The organism is [Leptolyngbya] sp. PCC 7376 (assembly GCF_000316605.1).
In the GTDB taxonomy this organism is placed as follows: domain Bacteria; phylum Cyanobacteriota; class Cyanobacteriia; order Cyanobacteriales; family MRBY01; genus MRBY01.
In genome coordinates this window covers 4,843,149-4,868,879 of record NC_019683.1, presented here as the reverse complement: position 1 = coordinate 4,868,879, position 25,731 = coordinate 4,843,149, and the positions used below count along the sequence as shown (strand labels likewise).

At 43.4% G+C, this 25,731-nt stretch carries 22 protein-coding genes; 14 read left to right on the top strand and 8 right to left on the bottom strand.

Annotated elements, in window-relative coordinates; genetic code table 11:
• Positions 1–85 precede the first annotated feature (85 nt).
• From rpaB to LEPTO7376_RS26695, 3 genes are all read left to right on the top strand, one after another.
• Positions 86–820 (top strand): response regulator transcription factor RpaB, encoded by a 735-nt coding sequence (rpaB, locus tag LEPTO7376_RS21805; RefSeq protein WP_015136179.1) that lies wholly within the window; start codon positions 86–88, stop codon positions 818–820.
• Positions 821–1,152: 332 nt separating this feature from the next.
• Complete coding sequence (locus LEPTO7376_RS21800) at positions 1,153–2,109, top strand: ParA family protein (protein ID WP_015136178.1); 957 nt, start codon at positions 1,153–1,155, stop codon at positions 2,107–2,109.
• 89 nt (positions 2,110–2,198) lie between these two features.
• Positions 2,199–2,366, top strand: coding sequence for a hypothetical protein (locus LEPTO7376_RS26695; RefSeq protein WP_160148551.1), 168 nt, complete (start codon positions 2,199–2,201; stop codon positions 2,364–2,366).
• A gap of 258 nt (positions 2,367–2,624) precedes the next feature.
• Here LEPTO7376_RS26695 and trxA read toward each other — a convergent pair whose 3' ends face one another.
• Positions 2,625–2,948: a thioredoxin gene (gene trxA / locus LEPTO7376_RS21795; protein WP_015136176.1), complete on the bottom strand. Its 324-nt coding sequence runs from the start codon at positions 2,946–2,948 to the stop codon at positions 2,625–2,627.
• A 501-nt stretch (positions 2,949–3,449) separates the two neighbouring features.
• Between trxA and LEPTO7376_RS21790 the strand changes: the two genes are divergently transcribed.
• Positions 3,450–4,640 (top strand): glycosyltransferase family 4 protein, encoded by a 1,191-nt coding sequence (locus LEPTO7376_RS21790; RefSeq protein ID WP_015136175.1) that lies wholly within the window; start codon positions 3,450–3,452, stop codon positions 4,638–4,640.
• A gap of 6 nt (positions 4,641–4,646) precedes the next feature.
• Here LEPTO7376_RS21790 and ilvA read toward each other — a convergent pair whose 3' ends face one another.
• From ilvA to LEPTO7376_RS24065, 5 genes are all read right to left on the bottom strand, one after another.
• Positions 4,647–6,158 (bottom strand): threonine ammonia-lyase, biosynthetic, encoded by a 1,512-nt coding sequence (ilvA, locus tag LEPTO7376_RS21785; protein ID WP_015136174.1) that lies wholly within the window; start codon positions 6,156–6,158, stop codon positions 4,647–4,649.
• A gap of 88 nt (positions 6,159–6,246) precedes the next feature.
• Positions 6,247–6,570: a hypothetical protein gene (locus LEPTO7376_RS21780; RefSeq protein ID WP_160148550.1), complete on the bottom strand. Its 324-nt coding sequence runs from the start codon at positions 6,568–6,570 to the stop codon at positions 6,247–6,249.
• A 302-nt stretch (positions 6,571–6,872) separates the two neighbouring features.
• The gene (locus LEPTO7376_RS21775) at positions 6,873–7,928 is read right to left on the bottom strand and encodes an anthranilate phosphoribosyltransferase family protein (protein ID WP_015136172.1); all 1,056 of its coding nucleotides are present in this window, start codon (positions 7,926–7,928) and stop codon (positions 6,873–6,875) included.
• Between the two features lie 76 nt (positions 7,929–8,004).
• Positions 8,005–9,174, bottom strand: a complete 1,170-nt coding sequence (locus LEPTO7376_RS21770) for a HEAT repeat domain-containing protein (RefSeq protein WP_015136171.1) — start codon at positions 9,172–9,174, stop codon at positions 8,005–8,007.
• Between the two features lie 245 nt (positions 9,175–9,419).
• Complete coding sequence (locus LEPTO7376_RS24065) at positions 9,420–12,200, bottom strand: CHASE2 domain-containing protein (protein ID WP_015136170.1); 2,781 nt, start codon at positions 12,198–12,200, stop codon at positions 9,420–9,422.
• 334 nt (positions 12,201–12,534) lie between these two features.
• Between LEPTO7376_RS24065 and LEPTO7376_RS21760 the strand changes: the two genes are divergently transcribed.
• The 9 genes from LEPTO7376_RS21760 to psbC all read left to right on the top strand — a co-directional run bounded on the left by LEPTO7376_RS21760 (position 12,535) and on the right by psbC (position 20,323).
• Complete coding sequence (locus LEPTO7376_RS21760; RefSeq protein ID WP_015136169.1) at positions 12,535–12,837, top strand: RNA-binding protein; 303 nt, start codon at positions 12,535–12,537, stop codon at positions 12,835–12,837.
• 287 nt (positions 12,838–13,124) lie between these two features.
• Complete coding sequence (locus tag LEPTO7376_RS21750; protein WP_015136168.1) at positions 13,125–13,889, top strand: TVP38/TMEM64 family protein; 765 nt, start codon at positions 13,125–13,127, stop codon at positions 13,887–13,889.
• Positions 13,858–14,562, top strand: a complete 705-nt coding sequence (locus LEPTO7376_RS21745; RefSeq protein ID WP_015136167.1) for a TVP38/TMEM64 family protein — start codon at positions 13,858–13,860, stop codon at positions 14,560–14,562. The genes LEPTO7376_RS21750 and LEPTO7376_RS21745 overlap by 32 nt, the downstream gene beginning before the upstream one ends.
• 156 nt (positions 14,563–14,718) lie before the next feature.
• Entirely contained in the window at positions 14,719–15,111 is a 393-nt protein-coding gene (gene queF / locus LEPTO7376_RS21740; protein WP_015136166.1) for a preQ(1) synthase, read from the top strand.
• Positions 15,112–15,143: 32 nt separating this feature from the next.
• On the top strand, positions 15,144–16,013 hold the full coding sequence (gene lgt, locus LEPTO7376_RS21735) for a prolipoprotein diacylglyceryl transferase (RefSeq protein WP_015136165.1): 870 nt from the start codon (positions 15,144–15,146) through the stop codon (positions 16,011–16,013).
• A gap of 76 nt (positions 16,014–16,089) precedes the next feature.
• The gene (locus LEPTO7376_RS21730; protein ID WP_015136164.1) at positions 16,090–17,010 is read left to right on the top strand and encodes a 3'-5' exonuclease; all 921 of its coding nucleotides are present in this window, start codon (positions 16,090–16,092) and stop codon (positions 17,008–17,010) included.
• Positions 17,011–17,021: 11 nt separating this feature from the next.
• Positions 17,022–17,579, top strand: a complete 558-nt coding sequence (gene cobU / locus LEPTO7376_RS21725) for a bifunctional adenosylcobinamide kinase/adenosylcobinamide-phosphate guanylyltransferase (RefSeq protein ID WP_015136163.1) — start codon at positions 17,022–17,024, stop codon at positions 17,577–17,579.
• Between the two features lie 319 nt (positions 17,580–17,898).
• Entirely contained in the window at positions 17,899–18,957 is a 1,059-nt protein-coding gene (gene psbD, locus LEPTO7376_RS21720; RefSeq protein WP_015136162.1) for a photosystem II D2 protein (photosystem q(a) protein), read from the top strand.
• The gene (gene psbC / locus LEPTO7376_RS21715) at positions 18,941–20,323 is read left to right on the top strand and encodes a photosystem II reaction center protein CP43 (protein WP_015136161.1); all 1,383 of its coding nucleotides are present in this window, start codon (positions 18,941–18,943) and stop codon (positions 20,321–20,323) included. Before psbD ends, psbC begins: the two co-directional genes overlap by 17 nt.
• 110 nt (positions 20,324–20,433) lie before the next feature.
• Here psbC and LEPTO7376_RS21710 read toward each other — a convergent pair whose 3' ends face one another.
• Both LEPTO7376_RS21710 and LEPTO7376_RS21705 read right to left on the bottom strand, forming a co-directional pair.
• Complete coding sequence (locus tag LEPTO7376_RS21710) at positions 20,434–21,303, bottom strand: NAD(P)-dependent oxidoreductase (RefSeq protein ID WP_015136160.1); 870 nt, start codon at positions 21,301–21,303, stop codon at positions 20,434–20,436.
• 8 nt (positions 21,304–21,311) lie between these two features.
• Complete coding sequence (locus tag LEPTO7376_RS21705; protein ID WP_015136159.1) at positions 21,312–22,817, bottom strand: hypothetical protein; 1,506 nt, start codon at positions 22,815–22,817, stop codon at positions 21,312–21,314.
• A 628-nt stretch (positions 22,818–23,445) separates the two neighbouring features.
• Here LEPTO7376_RS21705 and psaA point away from each other — a divergent pair.
• Entirely contained in the window at positions 23,446–25,665 is a 2,220-nt protein-coding gene (gene psaA / locus LEPTO7376_RS21700) for a photosystem I core protein PsaA (RefSeq protein WP_015136158.1), read from the top strand.
• Positions 25,666–25,731: the final 66 nt, after the last annotated feature.

Here is a 25,731-nt window from a genome sequence, read left to right as displayed (position 1 = left end):
ATTGCTATACTGAATGTAACGAAATGTAAATAGTCATTTTCACAAAACACCATTACTTGCAGACATAGAGGGAGCAGTATTCATCGTGGTAGAGAGTAAGGCAACAATCCTCGTCGTAGATGACGAAATCGCCGTACGCCGTATTTTAAATACCCGACTCTCCATGATCGGCTACGACATTATTACCGCCGCTGATGGTGACGAAGCCCTTGAGGTCTTTTGGCGTGAACGCCCTGATCTCGTTATTCTTGACGTCATGATGCCCAAGCGCGATGGCTATTATGTCTGTCAAGAAATCCGCAGAGAGAGCGACACTCCGATTATTATGCTAACAGCTCTTGGAGATGTGGCAGATCGCATTACTGGACTACGTTTTGGCGCCGATGATTATCTCGTTAAACCATTCTCCCCAAAAGAATTAGAAGCTCGCATTCACTGTATTCTTCGCCGTACTAAAAAGCAGCAAAATGAAGTCGAAGAAGCTGGTGTTCTCCGTATTGCTAACCTTGTAATTGATACGAATCGCCGCAAAGTTTTGCAGAATGGCAATGTTTTGCGTCTCACCCACATTGAATTTGACCTTTTGCACCTACTCGTTAACCAAGCTGGTAATCCTCTCAGCCGTACAGATATCTTGACGGCAATTTGGGGTTATGTCCCCCGTCGTCATAGTGATTTGAGAGTTGTGGATGTCCATGTTTCCCGCTTGCGATCAAAAATCGAAGAAGACCCTCGCCAGCCTGAATTTATCATTACTGAGAGAGGCACGGGTTATCTTTTCCGTAAGGCGCCATCTTCCGCTGCCTCTATTGCCGTCTAGATATTGGGTCTAAAATTTTGATTATTTGGTGGGCGATCGCCACCGTTTCTAATCGGAACATAGCCTGAAAAAACAGAACTCAACTTACGGATTTGTGGTCAAGTTAGATGTATTGAGGTTGTCGCCGTTTACTGCGTTGCGTCGTACCTCAATTTATCGCCTCGATTAATCAATTTTGATGCTAATTAAAATCATCCTTTGGTTGCCTTAAGCAAATATGAAGATAAAGGTACAATGGCGACAAATATCGAAAAAACACCTTTTATCAAAGAAAATTTGGCCCATTCTCGGGAACTCTACTCTAACAACCCTATTTATCTGTAACAGCGTCTATGGCACTTATTATCAGTACCGTCAACATGAAAGGAGGTGTCGGTAAAACGACCCTAACCGTTAATCTTGCTGCATGCTTAGCTCGCCACCATAAAAAGCGTGTACTTGTCGTTGACTTAGATTCTCAGATCAGTGCCACCTTGAGCCTAATGCCACCTCAGGATTTTGCTCGTATTCGCAAAGCAAGACGCACGATTAGCTACCTTATTGAGACCACCATTAAGCCGACTCTCAAACAAAGTCTAGATATTAACGACATTATTTGTCCGTTTATCGCTAACGTTCAAGGATTAGACTTGCTCCCTGGTGATATTGAACTTTACGATGAATATCTTGTTTCAGAAATGCTTCATAAGCGAGCTGTAAAAGATGAAGATACAAACTTCCAGGAAATCTGGAATAACTTTGAACTTATTCTCATCAAGCAAATCCTTGAACCTGTGATGGATCAGTATGATTTCATCATTATGGACTGTGCACCAGGCTATAACCTTGTAACCAGAAGTGGTTTAGCTGCGAGTGATTTTTATATTCTTCCTGCTCGTCCCGAACCATTGTCAGTTGTGGGGATTCAGTTACTACAACGACGAATTCGTGCGCTACGTGAGAGTCATCAAGATACTGATCCGGACAACATCGATCCCATCAAACTCAATCTATTAGGCATCGTCTTTATTCTGTCTGGTGGCACCCTACTCAATCGTTATTACAATCAAGTGATGAAGCGAGTGAGTGATGATTTCACTGCATCTCAAATCTTTAAACACAAGATTCCGATGGATGTCAACGTGGCAAAGGCTTTAGATACGTTCCAACCTGCGGTTGTTTCTATGCCTAATACTTCTGGTTCAAAGGCATTTGTCAAATTAGCCAGTGAATTTATCGCTAAAATGAAAGAAGTTGGTGCGATTTCTGATCGGACAGGCGGCAGAGTCAATTTAGCGGATATTGAATAGAGTTGTTCTTTGAATTTGGAGCTTTTCTAATTGTTTAAAGCTCTTACTATTTTTTAGCCACTAATTTCTGAAAGTCAGAAAAAGAGGAAATGATGTCTAAAGTAACATTGCGGGAAAAGGTTGAAGTTATTAAAGGGAAGCGTGAGGCGCTCGTCAAATTACTTAGTGACCCAACGCTTGGTTCCCTACGTTTAGATGTGAATCAAGCCCTTGAAGAGCTCGATGAATTAATTGCTGAACTTGATAAAACGCTTTAGATTTTAGTTGAAATAAATTGAATGATGTGGTTGCCATTTTATGGCGATCGCCTCTTTCTTTTATCAGTAAACCTCATATTTGATGGCCGTGAATTGCCAAAATGCCTTGTCATATTAGTGAGTATATTTCTGACAATAAAAATACCCCATCAATATAGATGAGGCCAAAAATGTAAGTACACTTTGTCGAGTCTTTTTTCTTAATGCCTTGTCGACAGCAAGGCGCTTTTTTCTGTCTAATTTGTAGACCGTGATTTTTTAAAGTTGTTTGTCAATCGCTGTCGCGAGAGTCGTCTTCGGTACAGCACCAACGACCATATCAACTTTTTTGCCACCCTTGAAGATCATGAGGGTGGGAATACTGCGGATACCGTAATCGCTAGCGACACTAGGATTCTCATCAGTATTGAGTTTGAATACTTTAATTTGATCCTTGTATTGGTCTGCGATCTCTTCTACGACAGGAGCGACCATACGACAGGGACCACACCAAGGAGCCCAAAAATCCACTAGAACTGGTACATCACTTTCAAGAACTTCTTCTTGAAAAGTTGCATCTGTGACTGGGGCAGTTTTTGACATGCCTCTAAATTCCTACTTAAAATAATGTGTTGCTGAGAATACTAGAGGATTCTAACATATGACTCTGATTGGTTTACCGCTTCGATAAAAACGATAATAAACAATAATAACTTTTGTAAGTTTAGGATGCGATCCGAATAATTAGAATAGTGATGTTACGATACGCTTAAGTGTTGTGGAATTAATCTATTCGAGTATTCTCTTTTCTTTTCAAAAGTTAGCCAGAGATCGCAAATAATCTTTTTCTTGCTGTAATGTATTTTTGCTGGGCGTAATTTTCCAAAGAAAAACGCCCGAATACTATGGCGACTCGGGCGAAATATGGTGTGAGGAGTGAACAAAAACTTTTGTTCTTGATCGAATAAGTTTTTGCCCACTTTTTATTGTAAGGGAAAAAAGAGTCTTTATTCAGGCGGTATGTCAGATCTGTGAGATTTCTTCAAGGGTTTGTGTGCTGGAAATGAAGGGAGTTTCCACAATTAATTTTGTGGAGTGTGATAAATGCGTATTTTTGTACTGAGTTGGGAGTTCCCTCCGCGAGTGGTTGGTGGATTGGCTCGCCATGTTGGGGAGCTTTATCCTGAGGTTGTGGCTTTGGGTCATGAGATTGATCTGGTGACGATTCAGAGTGATGATTTGCCAATTCGGGAAACAGTCGAAGGTATTCGTATCCATCGGGTAGCAGTGCCAGAGAATGGGCAATTTTTTGATTGGGTAACTGCAATGAACGATGCAATGGTTACTTTCGGGAAAAAGTTTTTGACTGAGCACACCAATATTTCATTGATTCACGCTCATGATTGGCTTGTTGGAGATGCGGCGATCGCCCTCAAGCAACAATTTGAACTCCCTTTAATTGTGACAATTCATGCCACTGAATATGGCCGACATAATGGCATTCATACAGATACCCATGCCTATATTTCGAATAAAGAACGCGACCTGGTTCATGAAGCTTGGCGGGTAATTGTTTGTAGTCAATATATGCGTCAAGAATTAGAACGAGCGTTGCAAGTTACTCCCGATAAAGTCGATGTGATTTTTAACGGTATTCGCCCTGAAAAAAAGCAGCATTCTGACCAATTTGATCGACAAGCTTTTCGACGTCGTTTTGCACCTGATGATCAAAAAATTGTGTATTATGTTGGACGAATGACCTATGAAAAGGGCATTAGTGTTCTATTGGATGCCGCTCCTCGTGTTTTGGAAACGATGGAAGGCAGAGTAAAGTTTGTCATCATTGGTGGTGGAAATAATGACTATCTTCAGAAACAAGCTCATGATTTAGGAGTATCAGAAGCCTGTGAGTTTACTGGGTTTATGTCTGACGAAGATCTGGATCGGTTTCAAACGATTGCAGATTGCGCCGTTTTTCCAAGTTTGTATGAGCCTTTTGGGATTGTCGCGCTAGAAAGCTTTGCTGCAAAAGTACCTGTTGTTGTCTCGAATACGGGTGGCTTACCGGAAGTAGTGACCCATGAGCAAACAGGACTTGTCACTTATGCTAATGTCGCGGATTCGCTGGCTTGGGGGATTCTTAAAGTTTTGCAGCACCCAGATTATGCGCAAACTCTGGTAGCTAACGCCTATGCGGATTTACCCGAACGATTTAATTGGGCAAAGATCTCGATAGAAACGGCTCAGGTTTATAAACGTGTTATGGAAGAGCGATCGCCAACTACGGAAAAATAGAATCTCTTAACCGAGGAAAAGGTGATATGCCGGGTTTTGGTTTTCATCCCAATAGCGGTAACCGAGTTGATCGAGGAAAGTTTGCCATTGATCCATTTCGCTGGGAGGCACTTGGATGGCGATCGCAATCCGACCATAATCAGAGCCATTATTGCGGTAATGGAAGCCACTAATATTCCAATCGGGACTCATCGCCTCAACGAATTTCATCAATGCACCGGGACATTCAGGGAACTCAAATCGATACAACAATTCATTTTGAGCTTTTTCGCTGCGACCACCAACCATATGCCGGAGGTGTAATTTTGTCAGTTCGTCGTCAGTGAGGTCGAGGGTTTTAAAGCCGTTTGCCTCAAAGGTTTCGGCAAGGGGTTTAATGTCTCCACGATTTTCAATTTGGATGCCTACAAAAATATGAGCTTCTGCTTCGTCAGAAATTCGATAGTTAAATTCAGTCAGGTTGCGATCGCCCATGCAGCGGCAAAATTTTCTGAGGCTACCGGGTGTTTCCGGAATAGTTACTGCAAAAATCGCTTCTCTACCTTCTCCAAGTTCCGCCCGTTCTGCCACAAAGCGTAAACGATCAAAATTCATATTGGCGCCACAGGCCACGGCCACCAAATTTTCGTCTGAAATTCCTTCCCGCTCGACATAGGCTTTCATTCCGGCGATCGCCAAAGCTCCTGCTGGCTCAAGAATGGAACGCGTATCTTCGAATACATCTTTAATGGCGGCACAGGTGTCATCCGTTGAGACCAAAATCATTTCATCGATGTAGTCTTTGCAGAGTCGGAATGTTTCTTCTCCGACATAGCGAACCGCCACACCGTCAGCAAATAAACCCACTTGCGATAATTGCACTCGCTCACCCTTGGCGAGGGACTGACTCATCGCGTCTGCATCCACTGGTTCAACGCCAATAATTTTGATGTCGGGACGTACCCGTTTGACATAGGCCGCAATGCCTGCGATTAAACCACCACCACCGATCGCCACAAAAATCGCATGGATTGGCTGTTGGCACTGGCGTAAAATTTCCATGCCAATCGTGCCCTGACCAGCAATAACATGGGGGTCATCAAAAGGGTGAATAAAGGTTAAATTCTGTTCTTCTGACAGTTTTCGGGCATGGGCATAGGCATCGTCATAGGCATTGCCGTGGAGAATGACTTCGCCACCTCGCGCTTTAACGGCATTAATTTTTACCTGTGGTGTCACGACTGGCATGACAATCACTGCTCGTGTGCCTAATCGCTTTGCCGAAAGAGCGACCCCTTGGGCATGATTACCTGCTGATGCTGCAATTACCCCACAATCTAATTGTTCTTTAGATAGGTGCGCCATTTTGTTGTAAGCGCCGCGTAGCTTGAACGAAAATACCGATTGCAAATCTTCCCGCTTTAATAAGACATTGTTATTAAGTCGAGTAGATAGATTCGGAGCCTGTTCGAGAGGACTTTCTTTGGCCACATCATAGACGCGGGCATTCAGGATTTCGATGAGATAATCGCAGGGCATAGATAGGGCGATCGCCAATGACAGATTAGGTTAGGAGATTTTACTGTACCGCCATTGGTGCTCTATTTAAAAGGAAAACCTTAAAAGCTTAATTTAGGGAGAATGCAAATTTTTTGAAAGGCGATCGCCAAGAAGTACGTTCAGATTCTGGGGAGGCGATCGCTGCATTTAAGGCTGTTTCTGTGGCAATAAGTTGCTGATCATGGATCGTCATCGAACCATCGCTGAGGGATTTTCGCCAAAGTTTCCCCTGCTTCCAAGCCTTATATTTACGCACTGTCCAACGGGGATTATTGGGGTAACCTGCAAAACCAGATCTAAGTGCTGCATGATTCTCGCGAGGAATGGCTGTTTCGATATAAACGCCTTCAGCTAGCTCAACCATTCTTGGGACAATACGATTTCTCATCATCGGACTTCCTCACGCTTCTATAGGTACAAACTTGCCCGCAGCCGACTATCTCAAGCCTCCGATTGCTCGGTGCAAAGCCATACTTTCTAGCGACAACTTTGCAAACTGATGGCAACTAAAAATCAAATGGAAATAAGGGATTATTGTAGAAAGACCCTTAAATTTAATGCTGGGATATGACAAAACATCGCAGCTTCTGAAGTTTAGTTTAGACTTTTTAATACCGTTTTACAAACAGAGGAGAATCTGTGATTGCGTGATAATCGGCGATCGCCCCTTTTGTGAATGAGCCTGTCAAATGTCTAGTATTGGCTGAGAGAAGACTGCAATTGTGCAAGAGTATCCTTTAGTTTCCCCTCAAGAACAAATGCTTCTGAGGTTGCAATTCCGGTTTTTAAATCTTCCACCGCACCGCAGTGCCAAAGATAAAAGGCCCCATTCCAAATGGCTGTATTAAAGAGGTCATTCTTTTCGCCATTGATTAATGCTTGTAAGCGTTCACTGTAATTTTCTGGTGATTCAAGATGGACATCATGGCCACCCAAATCATATTCATAGGGATTGGGTTTTAGATACTTGATATTGCCTGCTTCATCCCGTTCGTGGGTCGCAACAATGGTGATCTGAGATATTCGTAGATCGCCGCTACCTTCTAATCCTTTAATGAGGGTATAAGGAGAGTGCTGCCGCTCACCAAAAGTACTGTGAATAATACCTTCGGTTGGAGGATGTACATAGCCTGCGATGGTGTGACTATTATCGCCTGCGTAGGGAGACCATGCGAGTTCGAGAGTGGCAATGGGCGGGCGTTTACCGAGTTCTTCGCGGTAGGATGTCAGCTTTGTACTGTCAGGTAAAAATGTCGGTGTATAGCAGAGAGCAAATTCTTCTTTTTCGAAAAAGGCTTGGTAATTATCAAAGGCTAAAGTTTCAAAATTGATCCCCAAAGCTTTCCAGATTTCGATCAAGGGTAGGCCATATTTAGTGGGGAGGCGATCGCCACCATGCATAACTACTGGAATGCCAGCAGTTTTCAGAATGAGAGAGGTGATTGGTGAAATTGGTGCGGTGCGGGAACGGCCATCATAGGGAATGCCGAGGACAAAAACCGTTTTATTTGGGCAAATAGGCTGCAGTTTTTGACTACGAGAATCGTAAAAATCCAGCATCCCGGCTAGTTCTGTCCCGGTGGGCCTCTTAATGCGATGGGAAATTAAAAATGCACCAATCTGAGCAGGCGTGGCAACCCCATCGACCATCATTTGTAAGGCGGTTGTCGCTTCTGAACGGGTTAGGCCTTTGCTTGTGTGTTTTCCACTACCAACTTTTCTTAAAAGTTCGCGAAATTCGCTACTCATCTTTAGTCACATCAATGTTTTTAATCACAATTGGCTAGCTTAACTGATGTCAGAAAAAAAAACAGTAAAGTTTGCACTAAGGATTTATACTGTGCAGTTTGTTGAGAGCGGCATTAGCGTGAAGTTGGACCGCAGAATCGTCATCTTTGTTGAGTTCTTCAAGGATGGGACGAGCCGATGCTTGTTTGAGTTGGCCAAGGGTATAGGCAATAGCTTGACGGAGATCGCGATGGGGCAATTGTGCTTGTTGCTGCCAAAAATTCAACAGAATGTCTGAGGCTTGGGCTTGGCGATCGCCGCTGGTGAGACGACCAAAAATCTTAACGATTTCGAGGGTGAGGGGTTCAGAAGACGTTTCTAAAAGCTGGGCTAAAACCTCAATACTCGTTTGGTGATCGATCCAGCCTAATGCTTGTACTAATTCTGTTTTGAGAACAAAAGGCGTGATTTCGGATTTTGCAACTGCGGCGATCGCCGTGACTGCTTCAGGTGTTTGAAGACGGCTGAGGGTAAGGCCTGCTTGCCGACAAACATCAAGGTTGTGGTCGTATAGCAATGGCGATACTGCCTTAAGAATTGCCCCTTTATCTACGCAATTTGCCCAAAATCCAAGGGCTCGAATTGCTTCTATCCGCACTGTACTAACAGGATCTCTGAGTGCTGTAATCAAACAATCGAAAATCCGACTATGCCGAAAACCGCCCAATGCCTCAATGGTTAACTCGCGAATTTGTGGATTGGGGTCATCTGTAACTTCCAGCAGGGGCTCCACAATATTGGGATACCGCACTTTACATAAAGCTTTCACGGCTAATAGTCGGGTTTCGGTCTGAGCCAGGAGCGGTACTAGATAATCCGTTGCTTTGTCTTCTAACTTGACCAAAGCTCGCATAATTTCGTCAGCGAGAAACTCTTCACTGCAATTTTCCAACAAGATAATTAACCGCGCCAAAACCTCAGAATTACGATGCTGTCCCAAAATGCGTATGGCAAACCAGCGTAATTCTGTTTCTTGCTTTGTATCTTCGGCGATCGCCAGCAAAGGGAGAATAACCGAGGTTCCAACTTTGCTGAGCACCTTAGCAATGCGCCAACGTTCCTGAAAATCTCCCTTAATTAAGAGTTGAAGGCCCCAGTCTGCTGCAGAGGAAATCTTGGCAATATCCGTTTCTGCGCACAATTTCAAAAATTGATGAGTGGTGGGCTGCCCTAAGGCGATCGCCGGCTCAGCTTCGACGTGACCCATAAAAAATAAATTCCAATTTTAGTGACAATACAAATCCAATCTGAACTTAAAGATTTCTTTCAAATCTCCAAGTATCCAGTAATACGAAGGAACAGTTGTGATGCAAATAACGGTTCGATCTGAAACGCATATCGCATCGATTGGTTGCATTTTCTGAAAATCCTATGATTCCGAGAGGACACAATAAAAAGCTTTTGTCCAACGCAATTCAAGGGAATCATTCCTAAAACATATTGAAAGATCAGTTATTCCAATAAGTTTTGAATGAGATCGAAACGAAACTGCTGTATCCAAATATTTAAAGTCTGCTTCAGCTCTTGAGCCGTATCCGGAAGCTCTGTCAGCAATACGTGAATACTTTGATCGTCGCCGAGTAATGTGTGATGTTTCAATTCCTCTTGCCAATCATCTGATGTTAATTGAAGTTGTTCTTTGAGGATTGATTGATCGGCAACAATATTTGTGCTTTCTTTCAGTTCAACCTTGCTGGTGTCTTCATATAAATATTTGACACCCAGGAATTCTTGCATCAAATCAAGCGCGTCATTTTCTTTGAAAGGCTTACGGATAAAACCATCACAACCTGATTGAAGAATAAGCTCTTCATCCTCTTTTAAGATGCTAGCGGTGATGGCCAAAATAATTGTGTGCTGTTCAGAATCCTGCTGTCTTGAAATTGCGGCTTCTCGCTTACGAATTTGTTTTGTCATTTCGTATCCATTGAGAATAGGCATTCGTATATCTGTCCAAATTAAATCCGGTTTCCAACTCTTCCAGATGGCGATCGCCTCCTGCCCATCATTCGCTTCTTGAGTCTCAAACCCAATAGCTGTAAGCAACCGTTCTAAAAGCTTTCGATTAACCCAGCGATCATCAACAATTAAAATTTTATAGATAGGTTGATTCGTCTCTAAACCAATAACTTTAGGACGTTGAATTAATGGCTCAACTAGCGATTCTTTAACTGATTTGACTTTGATTGTAAATGTAAAAATAGAACCTTTTTCGAGCTTCGATGAAACAGACATTTCACCACCCATCATTTGGACGAATTTCCGACTAATCGGTAACCCTAGCCCAGTACCTTGATTAGATTTTATTCCAGTCTCTGTTTGTATGAAAGGATTGAATAATTGGTTTAGCTCAGTGGCAGCAATACCGGCGCCAGTATCTTGCACCGTAAAAGACAAACAATATTGATTATCTTCTTTCTCTAAAACCTTTACTAATAATTTAATTGAACCTACTGTCGTGAATTTTATGGCATTACTTAAAAGATTGAGGAGGATTTGCCGTAGCTTTTTTTCATCTGTCAGAATGTATTGAGGTACTAATTCATCACAAGTGAACTCTAGACTTAATTGTTTTTCCGCTGCCTTAAGCATGAAAATATCTTCAATAGAATTCAATATGCTCCTTAGATCAAAGCTCTTAAGATTTAGGTTCATTCGTCCAGCTTCAATTTTTGCCATATCTAGAACATCATTAATTAAATTGAGAAGATGTTCTCCACTTCGATTGACAATGCTTAAATAAGTAGCTTGAGTTGAACTTAGCTGGGGATCGCGATTCATCAACTGAGAAAAACCCAAAATCGCATTTAAAGGAGTACGTAGTTCATGACTCATATTTGCTAAAAATTGGCTTTTGGCACGATTTGCTGCATCTGCAATATCCCGAGCTCGATCTAGCTTTACATTTTGATCTGCTAATTCTTGATTTTTTTCTTTTAGTTCAATTGTTCGTTCTACAACTTTAAATTCTAGATTTCGAGTATAGTCTTTAAGCTGTTGCCAAAATAAATAGCCAGCTGCTGTGATGAGTGATAAATATAATCCAGCAAATGGTGAAACAATCGGGAGCCAAATATTTTGTAAAAATAGGCTTCTATTGACAGTGACTAATAGGATTGTTATTGGAATAATACCAAGGGATGCGACTTTCTTTTTGCCAAGTAGTATTCCTAAAGAGGAACCTACTGATGCCCATAGTAAAATCCAGAACCATTCAATAAATTCCGGCAAAGTTCTGATCAGAGTATTTCCTTCTATTGCCGCATTAATAATCTGACTTGTGATATGTGCATGTACCTCGATGCCAAACATTGGTGTTTGATAAGAGGTGAAGAAAATGTCGCCTAGACTACCACTAAAGCTACCAAATATGACAATTTTATCTTTGAATAAATCTGCCTCTATATTATTTTCTAATAAATCTTGAACTGATATTTTTTTGAATTTGCAATCTTCTTGGAGATTACAAGGTTTGCCACGATAGTTGATTAGGATTTGATTCCCTCTAATATTGTTAAGAGAGTATTGCCCTGCATATCCTCCTGCCTTAGAGTCAAGTAATTTGAATTCACTTTTCCCTAATTGGTAAGTGAATTTTTTGTTCGGAATAGGGGTTAGTAAAATATTTTTATCTTCTAAGTAATCAATAGCTAATCGTGCTGCCAGGCTTAATTTTGCTTCTTCGTGATCATATGGACGAACAGCTAGAAAAGCTCGACGAATCACAAAGTCTTGATCAAAGGTGAAGTTGGCGATCGCCACCTGATCTTGCTCTGCTAAAACTGGTGGTGCTTTAATTGCCTGCGCCATGACTTCATTGGGTTGGTTGGATAGAGTGATATTCTCTACACCGATAATGTTTGGCGTTGCCTCAAGAAATGATTTGAGCTCTTCATAACCTTCAAATACAGGGAAATCTCGATAAATATCTAGAGCTATAGAGTGAGGATTTTGCTGTTTTATTTTATTGAGAATAAGTGTAAGCTTGCGATCTGAAATAGGCCAACCATTAAGATATTCTAGATCTGATTCTGTTACTCCAACTAGAACAATTCGTGGATCTATGTCTTGTGCTGATTTCCTTCTTGTGAGCAAATCATAAAAATCTAATTCTGGGACTTCTAGTAGACCATTTAAGCTTGTGATAATACATAAAAAGCTGACGATTAAGCTATTGCCTAAAATAATCTGAAATAAATGAGTTTTATTTGACTTTTTTTCTTTTTTGCTCATCTTTTAAAGCTAAGAGAAATAGTATGTCTTTGGTTTAGATGAATTATCTGAGACAGACTCACACTGATAATGATAATTATTGCGGATTATTGGAAATCTATTCTTAAACTTCTTATTGGTTATGTCTTGAAAGTTTACAAGTGTCTGTTCGAGATATTCAGGGAGTTTTGTGGCTTAGATATATTCCTTGACAATTTAGTAAATCAACCATGATGGCTTTATAATTGATAGGGATTTAGGATTTTTAGTTGAATCAAGTTTTCAGATTTTTTAACTGCTTACTTCCGAATCTTTACACTCTGCATTCTCCGATTTGGAAGAATATCTAACAATTATGTCTATTTACATTGGAAATTTGTCTTACGAGGTTACAGAAGATGATCTGAGAGATGTCTTTGCTGACTATGGAACAGTGAAGCGGGTACAGATCCCTACTGACCGTGAAACATCCCGTCCTCGTGGTTTCGCTTTTGTCGAAATGTCTAAGGATGAGGAAGAACTTGCTGCTATCGAAGCGCTTGATGGCGCAGACTGGATGGGGCGTCAACTTAAGGTCAATAAAGCGAGACCTCGTGAGGATAGAGGCAATTCTCGTGGTGGCGGCGGTGGCCGTTCAAATTCCCGCAATCGTTATTAAATTAGAGTCTACCGCCATCGGTGTCTAAAATTTATTGTTTGGTAGAGAAGCAGATCAGACTTATTGTCGATCTGCTTTTTTGATTGATTCTGGTTGCAATGTGCTGTGTTTGGACCGGTACTCTTGGTTTGTCTGGGAGCATTTTAATGAAATAAGGCTCAGCATTGCCGGGATTTTCTCAGGAATTAAACCAGATTTTATGGTGTTTTTAAGGTTTGTTTGGGTGTTTGTTTTTAGACTGGACATGTCCAGATGCATTTTGCTGTTGAGGCAGATGAAGCGGAATTATGAACGGATTATTGAAAAATAAGTGGGTTAAGTTTGGGGCGATCGCCCTGATTGTGGCGGTAGCAGTAATCGCATTAAAGAAATTGGGTATTTTTACATTCATTAACGGCCTGCTAGATCAAGCAATTCTTTGGGTGGATAGCCTTGGTACTTGGGGGATTATCGCTTTTATCGGTATTTATGTGCTGGCATCAGTGATGTTTGTTTCAGGAGCCGCTTTAACCCTTGGAGCGGGAGCTTTGTTTGGAGTTGTACAAGGATCGATCCTTGTATCGATCGCCTCGACTTTGGCAGCAACCTGTTCTTTCTTGATTGGGAGATACATTGCGCGGGACTGGGTCTCGAAACAGATTGACAGTCAACCGAAGTTTAGAGCTGTGGATAAAGCTGTAGCGCAGGAAGGCTGGAAAATTGTGGGTTTGGTTAGGCTTTCGCCAATTTTTCCTTTTGTCTTCCTTAATTATGCTTTTGGCGTGACAAAAGTTACGCTACGGGAATACGTTGTAGCGTCTTGGATTGGCATGATGCCAGGGACGGTTATGTATGTTTACTTTGGCTATATCGGTCGTGCGGCAGCTAATGCAGCGAGCGCTGATGCAGCTGGTGGTCAGGAAGCACTATTAAAAACCGCATTAACAATTGTCGGATTAATTGCCACAGTAGTTGTCACAGTTTTAATTACAAAAGCTGCTCAGAAAGCACTTGATGCTCAAATTGACGAGGACGGTTCTGATGCGATTCCTCAAGGGTCTCCAGAAGTTTAATCTTTTTCAAAAAACGAATCCTCGGCAGAAACGTCGCCTAATTCTGACCATTTTTGCCCTTGGGGCGATCGCCTGCTTTGGTTTTCAGGTCAGACATATTTTGTTTGACCACGAAAATTTGGCGGGTATCCTGCAAATTTTGCCTTGCTGTGTCGTGCCCTTATTTTTGGGCTTATATATTGTTCTGACAATTTTTGGAATACCAGGTACTGTGCTCACAACCGCAGGCGGTATTCTCTTCGGATTATCTTGGGGGACATTTTGGTCGGTTGTTGGTGCGACCCTTGGTGCCCTCGGTGCATTCTGGGCGGCACGTTATATCTTGCAAGATTGGGCAGGCAAAAGATTTCGAGATCATCGCCTTCTCAAGAAAATCCGTACTTCTGTCAGTAAAAAACCATTAGCTATTGTTTTGGCTCTGCGCTTTGCACCGATTACGCCATTTAATTTGCTGAATTTTTTGTTTGGTTTGACGCCTATCCACTGGGTTCCCTATACCCTCGGGACATTTATCGGTATTATTCCTGGCACGATTCTTTATACATGGCTGGGAGTAAGCGGTAAAACTGCTCTCTCTGGAGGCGATCGCCTCCCACTGATTATGGCATTGACAGCTCTATGCCTATTGAGCCTAATCCCGCCTGTTTTGATGAATAAGTATCGCCATCAATAAAATTTCATCCTAGGGATCTTGGTCGATTTCGGTGGCTAAAGCAAACAATGATTTGTGCGAGTTAACCTAGAACGGTGTTCTGTACCGGGGAAACCTCAGATTGTCTAAAGATCGGTACAATACAACACGGCAATCCCAACGCATCTAAAATCCGCCATGACTGAATTACCAAATTTCCCTGACGCTAAATATGGTGAGCGTGAAATCGAGGAAGGTCAACTTGTTACTTTTCCGAATCCCCGTCCTGGCAGACGCTACACTGTCAATATTTCTTTGCCCGAATACACTTGTAAATGTCCTTTTTCTGGCTACCCCGATTTCGCGACGATCTACGTTTCCTATGTACCAGATCAAAAAGTGGTTGAACTAAAAGCCATCAAACTCTACATCAATAGCTACCGTGATCGTTACATTTCCCATGAAGAAGCAGTGAATCAAATTTTAGATGACTTGATTCAGGCTTGTGACCCTTTAGAAATTACGGTGAAGGGTGATTATAAACCTCGTGGCAACGTCCATACCGTTGTTGAAGCGACCCACAAAAAATAAGTTTTCCTTACTTTCCCCACTACGAAATCACTATGATCTTTGCTTGGCAATTCCAGTCTCCCGGCCCAATCATTTTTGAAGTGGGAAATTTTGCCGTGCGTTGGTACGGTTTGCTGATCGCTTCGGCTGTGCTGATTGGCGTTAATTTAGCTCAATTTTTAGCGACAAAGCGCGAGGTTAATCCTGAGTTTGTCGCGGATTATGCGATTTGGGGTGTGCTTGCGGCGATTCCCTGTGCTCGGATTTATTATGTGTTGTTCCAATGGCAAAGTTATGTTGATCGCCCGCAGGATATTTTTGCGATCTGGAAGGGTGGTATTGCTATCCATGGCGCGGTTTTGGGAGGAATTCTCGCCGGTTGGATTTTTGCGCGTCTCAACAAAGTTTCGTTCTGGCAATTGGCTGATCTGATTGCGCCTTCTCTAATTTTGGGTCAGGCGATTGGACGTTGGGGAAATTTCTTTAATTCTGAGGCTTTTGGTGATCCGACTGATTTACCGTGGAAGTTGTATATTCCACCCGCAAATCGACCCTACTCGCTCGCCAACTATGAATATTTTCATCCAACGTTTCTCTATGAGTCTATTTGGAATGTTGGTGTTTTAGCATTGCTGCTATATCTATTTTTCTGGGGTTTGAAGCATGGTGATCGCCTCAAAACGGGGACGCTTTTCCTGACTTATTGGGTTGTTTATAGTACGGGACGAGTATGGATCGAAGGGTTGCGGACGGATAGCCTGATGATCGGAGGATTGCGTATTGCACAGTTGGTTAGTCTTGGCGGTATTGTCCTGGGTTTGATGGGATTAATTTGGCTTTACGTGTTTAAAAAACGTCTACCAGATGTCCTCTCGTCCAGGGAATTACGCGAAAATGAAAAAGCCCCAGAAACGAGTCTCTGAGGCTAAAACCAGGGTGCATCTACCACTTATTTACTACTGGTGAATGTTCTTTCATCCGGACAAGTTTTGACTTTTTATGCCCTATCTCCAAAATCCCGATGACATAATCGCGGCGATCGCCCGTTTGAAGTTTGCGCCGATTTTGTGGGTAGATACGGAAGTGGCGGATTTTCGGAGTAAGCAACCCCATTTATCTCTGATCCAGATTTCTGCAAATTCTGCGGATTTGACTGGGGAACAGGTTTTGATTTTTGATGTGCTGGATCGACCAGAACTGGTTGAGCATTTCATTCAGGAGATTATGGTGGATGAGGCGATCGCCAAAGTTTTCCACAATGCGGCCTTTGATCGAAAATATTTAGGGAAAACGAAAGCGAAAAATATAATTTGTACCCTTGAGCTCGCAAAAAAGATTCCTTATTATCTTGCACCTAAGCCCGATAACTCTCTCAAAAGCTTGGCAGAGCACCTCTGTCATTTTCCAAAAGTGGATAAGGAGCTGCAAGGTAGTGAGTGGGGTGATCGCCCTTTAAGTGCAGCACAACTCGAATATGCGAAACTTGACCCTGTTTATACTGCGCAAGTGCATCACCGTCTTCTACAACTTCAGCAACAATGCCAGGCCGACCCCGATCGCGAGAATATTGTGCAGTTAACTCGTCGCTATCGTCAGATCGAACATGATTGGCAAATGCTGAATAGTGAGGTTGTACATCTTAAAGACCGTATAAAAGCGGCTATGACGGCCCAAAAAGTAGAAGAAACAGTGGGTTTTAAGCTCAGTTATTCTGAACGAAAAATCCAATACGTTAAACTTTCCGAACTTGCTCAGGCGATCGCCTCCCATCAGTTTCAGAGCGATACTCCAATCAAACTCACCAAAGCCTTACAAAAAGAATTTGAAGCCCTCCTTTCAGATCTCCCTATCGACGAAAAAATCACCCAGTCAGCCAATCTAAAAGCCATTGATATCAATGACTCTGATGTACCTTTTTAATCTTTAAACCCATGGGAAACAGTATTTTAGTGACTGGGGCTGTCCGTTCTGGCAAAAGCGAATGGGCAGAACATCTCGCCCTCCAATCCGGTAAACCAGTCACCTACATCGCCACTGCAAAAGAAGACCCCAGCGACCCTGAATGGACAGCCCGTATCCAACACCATCGCGATCGCCGCCCCGATACATGGCAATTTATCGCTGAAGCAAAAGATCTCTCAGGTGCCTTAAAAACAATTCCTAGTGGACATTGCGTATTGGTTGATTCCTTAGGGTTGTGGGTTGCGGCCCACTTGGAAACTGAAGCAGCCCAATGGCATGAACTGATGGCTGAATTCCTTGAGCTACTTCCAACCCTAGATTTTCTAAGTATTATGGTTGCCGAAGAAACCGGTTGGGGATTAGTGCCGACCTATCCTATGGGAAGACTTTTCCGCGATCGCCTAGGCCGACTCATTCGACAAACAGGCCTCAAAGCAGACGAAACCTATCTTCTTGCTGGAGGCCACGCCCTCAACCTCAAACAATTAGGCCAACCCTTACCAGAAGCACAATCCCCTCTTTTCTGATAGAACTGTATCGTTTTGTGACAATTTATCTGCAAAGTACTAAGAAAAGTGTTTACACTCGTCTTACGAAAACCTTCAGAAGGCAACCCGCCTATGAAGATTGTGCTATTTTAAGAAACGTTAATTAGGTGTCAAAAAGTCTTTTGTCTCTAGTTAGCAAACTTACGAAAAGTCTCGAATCTCCTACAACCATAGGACTTATTCCATAATCCCTATTGGCTTTTAAACATTGACAGAGAGATTCCATAACAAGGACACTTATCCGTAAGTAATTTATTACACCCTTGTTCATCTATATAAACAAGAGGAATTTAACATTATGACTATTGCAGTCGGACGCGCCTCCCAAGAGCGGGGATGGTTTGACGTCCTCGACGATTGGCTGAAGCGAGATCGATTCGTTTTCGTCGGTTGGTCCGGTATTTTACTCTTCCCCTGTGCTTTTCTAGCAACGGGTGGATGGTTGACTGGTACGACCTTCGTAACTTCTTGGTACACCCACGGACTAGCGTCCTCCTACCTAGAAGGATGTAACTTTTTGACTGTAGCGGTATCTAGCCCTGCTGCTAGCCTCGGTCACTCCCTGATTTTCCTATGGGGTCCTGAAGCTGGTTGGAACTTTGCCCGCTGGTGCCAAATTGGTGGCCTGTGGAGTTTTGTCGCCCTGCACGGTGCATTCGGCCTGATCGGCTTCATGCTGCGTCAGTTCGAGATTGCTCGTCTGGTCGGTATTCGTCCTTATAACGCGATCGCCTTTTCTGGTCCTATCGCGGTATTCGTCAGTGTATTTCTGATGTACCCATTGGGTCAGTCTAGCTGGTTCTTTGCACCTAGCTTTGGTGTAGCAGGAATCTTCCGTTTCATTCTTTTCTTACAAGGTTTCCACAACTGGACCCTGAACCCCTTCCACATGATGGGTGTTGCGGGTATTCTCGGTGGCGCACTACTATGTGCGATTCACGGAGCGACAGTAGAGAACACATTGTTTGAAGATAGTGAGCAGGCAAACACGTTCCGCGCGTTTGAACCGACCCAAGCAGAAGAGACCTACTCGATGGTGACAGCAAACCGTTTCTGGAGTCAGATTTTCGGTATTGCATTCTCCAACAAGCGTTGGTTGCACTTCTTCATGCTATTCGTACCCGTAACAGGCCTCTGGATGAGCTCTGTGGGTATTGTTGGATTGGCGTTGAACTTACGTGCATATGACTTCGTATCGCAGGAACTCCGCGCAGCGGAAGACCCTGAGTTCGAGACATTCTATACAAAGAACGTCTTGTTGAACGAAGGAATGCGTGCATGGATGGCACCGCAAGACCAAATTCACGAACAATTTGTATTCCCTGAGGAGGTACTACCACGTGGTAACGCTCTCTAATACCCCCATGTCAGGTGGTCGTGATATCGAATCTACTGGCTTCGCCTGGTGGTCTGGTAACGCTCGCTTGATAGACCTTTCCGGTAAGCTTCTTGGTGCTCATGTAGCCCATGCTGGACTTATCGTGTTCTGGACTGGTGCAATGACTCTCTTTGAGGTCGCTCACTTTGTTGCAGAGAAGCCTATGCACGAGCAAGGTTTTATTTTGATGCCTCACCTCGCAACCTTGGGTTGGGGTGTAGGTCCCGGTGGTGAAGTGATTAGTACTTTCCCCTACTTTGTTGTTGGTGTTTTACACCTTATTTCTTCTGCAGTTCTCGGTCTCGGTGGTATTTATCACGCTGTTCGTGGCCCTGAAACTCTTGAAGAATACTCCAGCTTCTTTGGCTATGACTGGAAAGACAAGAACCAAATGACTAACATCATTGGTTATCACCTTATTCTTCTTGGTTGTGGTGCATTGCTTCTTGTTTTCAAAGCGATGTTCTTCGGCGGTGTATACGATACCTGGGCACCTGGTGGTGGCGATGTTCGTATTATTGCTAATCCGACTCTTAACCCCGGTGTGATCTTTGGCTATTTGTTCAAAGCTCCTTTCGGTGGTGAAGGTTGGATGATTGGTGTGAACAACATGGAAGATATTATTGGTGGTCACATTTATGTGGGTCTCATCTGTATCTTCGGTGGTATTTGGCACATTCTCACTAAGCCTTTCGGTTGGGCACGTCGTGCTTTCGTTTGGTCTGGTGAAGCTTACCTTTCTTACAGTCTCGGTGCTTTGTCTTTGATGGCTTTCATCGCAACTTGTTTTGTTTGGTTTAACAACACTGCTTATCCTAGTGAATTTTACGGTCCTACTAACGCTGAAGCTTCTCAGTCTCAGGCGTTAATCTTCCTAGCTCGTGACCAATCTATGGGTGCGAACGTAGGTTCTGCTCAAGGTCCTACTGGTCTTGGTAAATATCTCATGCGTTCCCCTACTGGCGAGATTATTCTCGGTGGTGAGACAATGCGTTTCTGGGATTTCCGTGGTCCTTGGCTTGAGCCTCTCCGTGGTCCTAATGGTCTTGACCTCGACAAAATCCGTAATGACATTCAGCCTTGGCAACTTCGTCGTGCTGCTGAATACATGACTCACGCTCCTAATGCTTCCATCAACTCTGTTGGCGGTATTATTACTGAGCCTAACTCCTTTAACTTTGTGAACCTTCGTCAATGGTTGGCTGGTTCTCACTTCGTTCTCTCTTTCTTCTTCCTCGTTGGTCACCTCTGGCATGCTGGTCGTGCTCGTGCGGCTGAAGCTGGTTTCGAGAAAGGTATCGATCGTGAGACTGAGCCTGTATTGAACATGGACGAACTTGACTAAATCATTTGTTGATTTCTTGTTCGTAGCACATTGCTAAAAGTTCGAAAGACCTCCCTCATTTTGTTGAGGGAGGTCTTTTTAATGGGAATGATTTTTTGCTTTTCTATGCTTCAGGTATAGCTACGGAACATTGCTTGGGTTCCCTGTTCCAGGGCATCAGCTAGTTCAGCTGTGTTTTTGAATTTTTGGGTTGCAAGTTCAAAGCCAGGTAGAGAAGGATATTTATCTAATGTTTCTTGGACGAGTCTTAAGTCTTTGAGAATGTGTTTCACCATAAAGCCAGGTCGAAAGTCTGTTGCTGTAATTTTGTGACCAAGGTTGGCGATCGCCCATGAACCTGCTGCACCTGTCTGACAAACATCAATCATTAGATTAGGATCGATGCCTTGATATTTAGCTAATTTAATTGCTTCACATAGAGCGACCATGTGAATTGCCGCCAAAACTTGGTTGCACATTTTGACGGCTTGGCCACTACCTGGTTCGCCGCAGTAGTAAATATTTTTGCCCATCGCTTCAAAATAGGGCATGGCTTCGTCAAAGTCTGGGCGATCGCCGCCAACCATAATTGTGAGCGTCCCGTTTTCTGCCCCAATATCTCCGCCACTGATTGGCGCATCAAGAAACCGTAGGCCTTGTTCTTCTAAGGTTTGGGCAATTTCCTTTGCCGCAGGAGAGCCAATAGTACTGAAATCAACAATCAGAGCTTTTGGCTTGGCATAATGAATCGCCCCAGAGTTTCCCAATAAAACATTTTTGACATCAGGCACATCACTGACACAGACAAAAATATAGTCTGCATCCTTAACGGCTTCAGCAATAGATGTTTTGATTTCTCCACCAGCGTCTTTGATTCGTTGGAGATTTGGACTGGAAGCCGAACGGTTCCAAACAACGACGGAAAGATCTGCGCGCGATAGATTCAAGCTCATTGGTGTCCCCATCACGCCCATGCCGAGAAATGCAATTTTTTTTGCCATCAGTCTTCTTAAGGTTCTAAGCGAATGTCATCAGCGTACACATCTGTTGTACGAGTAGCGTCTAAATCCCAGAATGTGTCAATGTTTTCTACATTCTCTTCGTCAACATCGTTAGCTTCTGCCTCTTGAGTATCTGATTCAAGTGGTGTTGGAGATACTTCTGAATCTGTATTATCAGGAGATTCATCGACAACTTCGATATCCGTATCAAGAGATTCTGTTGCTTCAGATTCAATCTCTTCTAAATCTTCTAAAGAGTCTTCCTCTTGAACTTCCTCTGATTCAACTTCGATTGCTGATTCGGCTTCGATGCCGTCAGTTGTCGTTGCTTCATCAGCTTCTAAATCATTAGGGGCGATCGCCGGAATATTTTCTATGGAAGTTTCCTCCTCTTCTTCGAATTCGTCTTCGGCATCAGCATTAATATCCAGTTCTTGTTCCGACTCTAAAATTTCTGGCTCGGGACTCAGTTGATCTAAATCAATGATTTCGATATCTTGCTCTTCTGTGGTTTCAGGCTCAGTAACCTCAGGCTCAATCAGTTCAATGACTTCAACTTCTGGCTCTGGCGGTAATTCTTTGGTCGAGATTATTTTGTTTGCAGAGCGCAATGAGATTTTATTTTTAACAAGTTTGGCGAGAGTATCGTTGAGCTGCGGATCATAATTGATCACGCGCACAGGATTGTTGTAGACATTATCGACAAGTTCCCCTTGACTATCTACAAACTCAAGCTTTAGCCAGTTTTCACCCTTTTTGAATCCTTCTAGATAAATAGGCTGCCAATTATCGAGAATAAAACTTTCACCATTAACTGTTGCTCTGATGCGCCAATCGGCAATGCTATCTTCTTCATCTGCTTGTGCGACGAAATGTAAAGGAGCATTTGTTAGGTAAAAGTCCAACATAATTGGCTCTGCGCCATAGGTTCCCTGAGGTCGACTATAGGTGAGAAGCGGCTCTGAAAAATTGGGTAAACGAGTGTTGTTTTCCGTAAAAACACTAAATGTTGTCTGCGCGTAAGCACCTTCATTTTTAAAGCTTTCGTGCCAAGGACGGGATGCGAAAACACGTATTAAATGGCTCCCAGGATTGAGATCTTCAAATATGATGGGCTCACTGACATCATAAACAGCGCGATAGGGTTGATCGTCAATGAAGAGATGGAGATGTGGCCCCATCTCTAGATCTGGATCTTTAAACAGAGGGAGATCTTTAACCTCTAACTCAATGGCCACACGACTACTCTGTAAGATTTCGTTGGGCTGAGGACTGATGATTTTGACTTGTGGTTGATATTGAGCCAAATCTTCTCGTAACTGCGTGATGAGACTGGGAGGTGCAACTTCAGTAAGCTGAGGAGTCGCAATAGGTTCAGACTGTGTGTTGAATTGTGGTATTGCAGACTCTGCCGAGCGATCGCCGCAGCCCCACAAACTGAATAAGCAAACAAAAACGACAAAACTACCCAATATTTTTTGAGTCGCTGCCTGAACATTCTGAATAAATCCCACCGTGACTTTCCCTCCGCCGCAAGTAGAAGCTTCTACAACTCAAAACTATAACGGGGATACACCGCTATGTCATAACTTCTCTGCGATCACTCTAAAAAAGTATTGAGTCCATCCCGCAATCATTCATGTCTTCTGTCTTAGAGAAGGTCATCAATAAATTATGTAATTACTCCTTATGCTCGATTTTTCGCCCGAAAGTAGCCCAGAAATCTGAATCGTATTTGACAAAAAAATAGAATAGTTGTCATTGAAGCCGAATCATCAGCAGAACCATAGTGAAAAGCCTATATCCCAAAGCTTTCCTGCAAGTTGTCACAAAAAATCACGCAATGTGTTCTTTTATTACAAAAAGAATGGAGGATTCTCATATAAAAGAGTCTTGGATCAATCAGACAACCCCTTGCTAGCCTTATATTTCAGTGATTTTTAAATATTGTTACTCTGTGCCGACTTGTATAGAAGCAAGCTTTATTATTTACAACAATGCTTTTCTTCATTGAGAAGTGAAAGTATTTCAAAATCACTGGAAACCTTGCAAGCTGATGATTCGCCCACAGCTTACCTATTTAAATGAAACTTGTTTAGATAGAACCTTGATTAAGTCGATTGTCTAGAGAGGAGAATCCTCATGGCAGTAAAGGTTGATAAGAATCCGGTCCCAACTTCTACAGAGAAGTGGGGAAAACCGGGTCACTTTGACCGAGCTCTGGCACGGGGTCCAAAAACCACAACTTGGATTTGGAACCTCCATGCTGATGCACATGATTTCGATAGTCAAACAAGTGATCTCGAAGATATCTCGCGCAAGATTTTTAGTGCGCACTTCGGTCACCTTGCTGTAGTTTTTGTTTGGCTTAGCGGCATGTATTTTCATGGCGCAAAATTTTCTAACTACGAAGCTTGGCTTAATGATCCAACGATCATTAAGCCTAGTGCTCAAGTTGTCTGGCCTGTTGTGGGTCAAGGCATCCTTAATGGCGACGTTGGTGGTGGCTTTAGCGGTATTCAAATTACCTCTGGCCTCTTCTATATGTGGCGCGCTGCTGGTTTTACCAACTCTTATCAGCTCTATGTGACTGCCATTGGCGGTCTTGTTATGGCAGCCCTTATGGTGTTTGCCGGTTGGTTCCATTACCACAAAGCGGCTCCAAAACTGGAGTGGTTTCAGGATGCTGAGTCCATGCTCAATCACCACCTTTCCGTATTGCTCGGTTGTGGTTCTTTGGGTTGGGCGGGTCACTTGATTCACGTCTCTTTGCCTGTTAACAAGCTCCTAGATTCTGGTGTTGCTGCAGCGGATATTCCTCTGCCTCACGAGTTCTTCGATCCCTCTGTAATGGCAGAACTGTATCCTAGCTTTGCTCAAGGTATAAAGCCTTTCTTTACTCTTGATTGGGCTGTGTATTCTGATTTCTTGACCTTCAAAGGCGGCTTGAATCCTACAACTGGTAGTCTCTGGCTAACTGATGTAGCTCACCACCACGTGGCGATCGCTGTCCTCTTCATCATTGCTGGTCACATGTACCGCAATGGTTTTGGTGTAGGTCACAACCTCAAAGAAATTCTTGAAGCGCACAAAGGTCCTTTCACTGGTGAAGGTCATAAAGGTCTTTATGAGATTTTTACAACTTCTTGGCATGCTCAATTGTCTTTGAACCTTGCACTGCTTGGCTCTTTGACAATCATCATTGCCCACCATATGTACGCAATGCCTCCTTATCCTTATATGGCAGTAGACTACGGCACGATGTTGTCTTTGTTTACTCACCACACATGGATTGGTGGCTTCCTTATCGTTGGTGCCGGTGCTCATGGCGCAATCTTTATGGTTCGTGACTATGATCCCGCTAAGAATGTTAATAACCTCTTAGACCGTGTGATCCGTCACCGTGACGCAATCATTTCTCACCTTAATTGGGTATGTATTTGGCTTGGCTTCCATAGCTTTGGTCTTTATATCCATAACGACACCATGCGTGCGTTAGGCCGTCCTCAAGACATGTTCTCTGACTCTGCGATTCAGTTACAGCCTATCTTCGCGCAATGGGTTCAAAGCCTTCACTTTGCTGCTCCCGGAAGTACCGCTCCTCATGCGATCGCCGGTGTCAGCCAAGTATTTGGTGGTGATGTAGTGGCAATCGGCGGCAAAGTCGCGATGATGCCTATCACTCTAGGTACTGCAGACTTTATGGTTCACCATATTCATGCGTTTACCATCCACGTCACAGTGCTGATCCTGCTTAAGGGTCTTCTCTACTCCCGCAGCTCTCGTTTGGTTCCCGATAAGGGTCAAATTGGATTCCGTTTCTCTTGTGACGGTCCTGGCCGCGGTGGTACTTGCCAAGTTTCTGGCTGGGATCACGTTTTCCTCGGCCTCTTCTGGATGTACAACTCCTTATCCGTTGTGATTTTCCACTTTAGCTGGAAGATGCAATCCGACGTTTGGGGTACCGTTCTTCCCGATGGCAGCGTCTCCCATATCACTGGTGGTAACTTTGCAACAAGCGCAATTACTATCAATGGCTGGCTCCGTGATTTCCTATGGGCACAGGCTACTCAGGTAATCAACTCCTACGGTACTTCGTTGTCCGCTTACGGAATCATGTTCCTCGCTGGTCACTTTGTCTTCGCATTTAGCTTGATGTTCCTCTTTAGTGGACGTGGCTATTGGCAAGAACTTATTGAATCCATCGTTTGGGCACACAACAAGCTCAACTTGGCTCCTGCAATTCAACCCCGCGCATTGAGTATTATTCAAGGCCGTGCGGTTGGTGTTGCTCACTATCTCCTTGGAGGGATTGTGACGACCTGGGCCTTCTTCTTAGCAAGAAGCTTGTCTATCGGTTAAACACTAGTTGTCTACCGTAAGCCAGATTTCGGGGGGAGTTTTAATCACCGTTTTTGATTCTTGCTT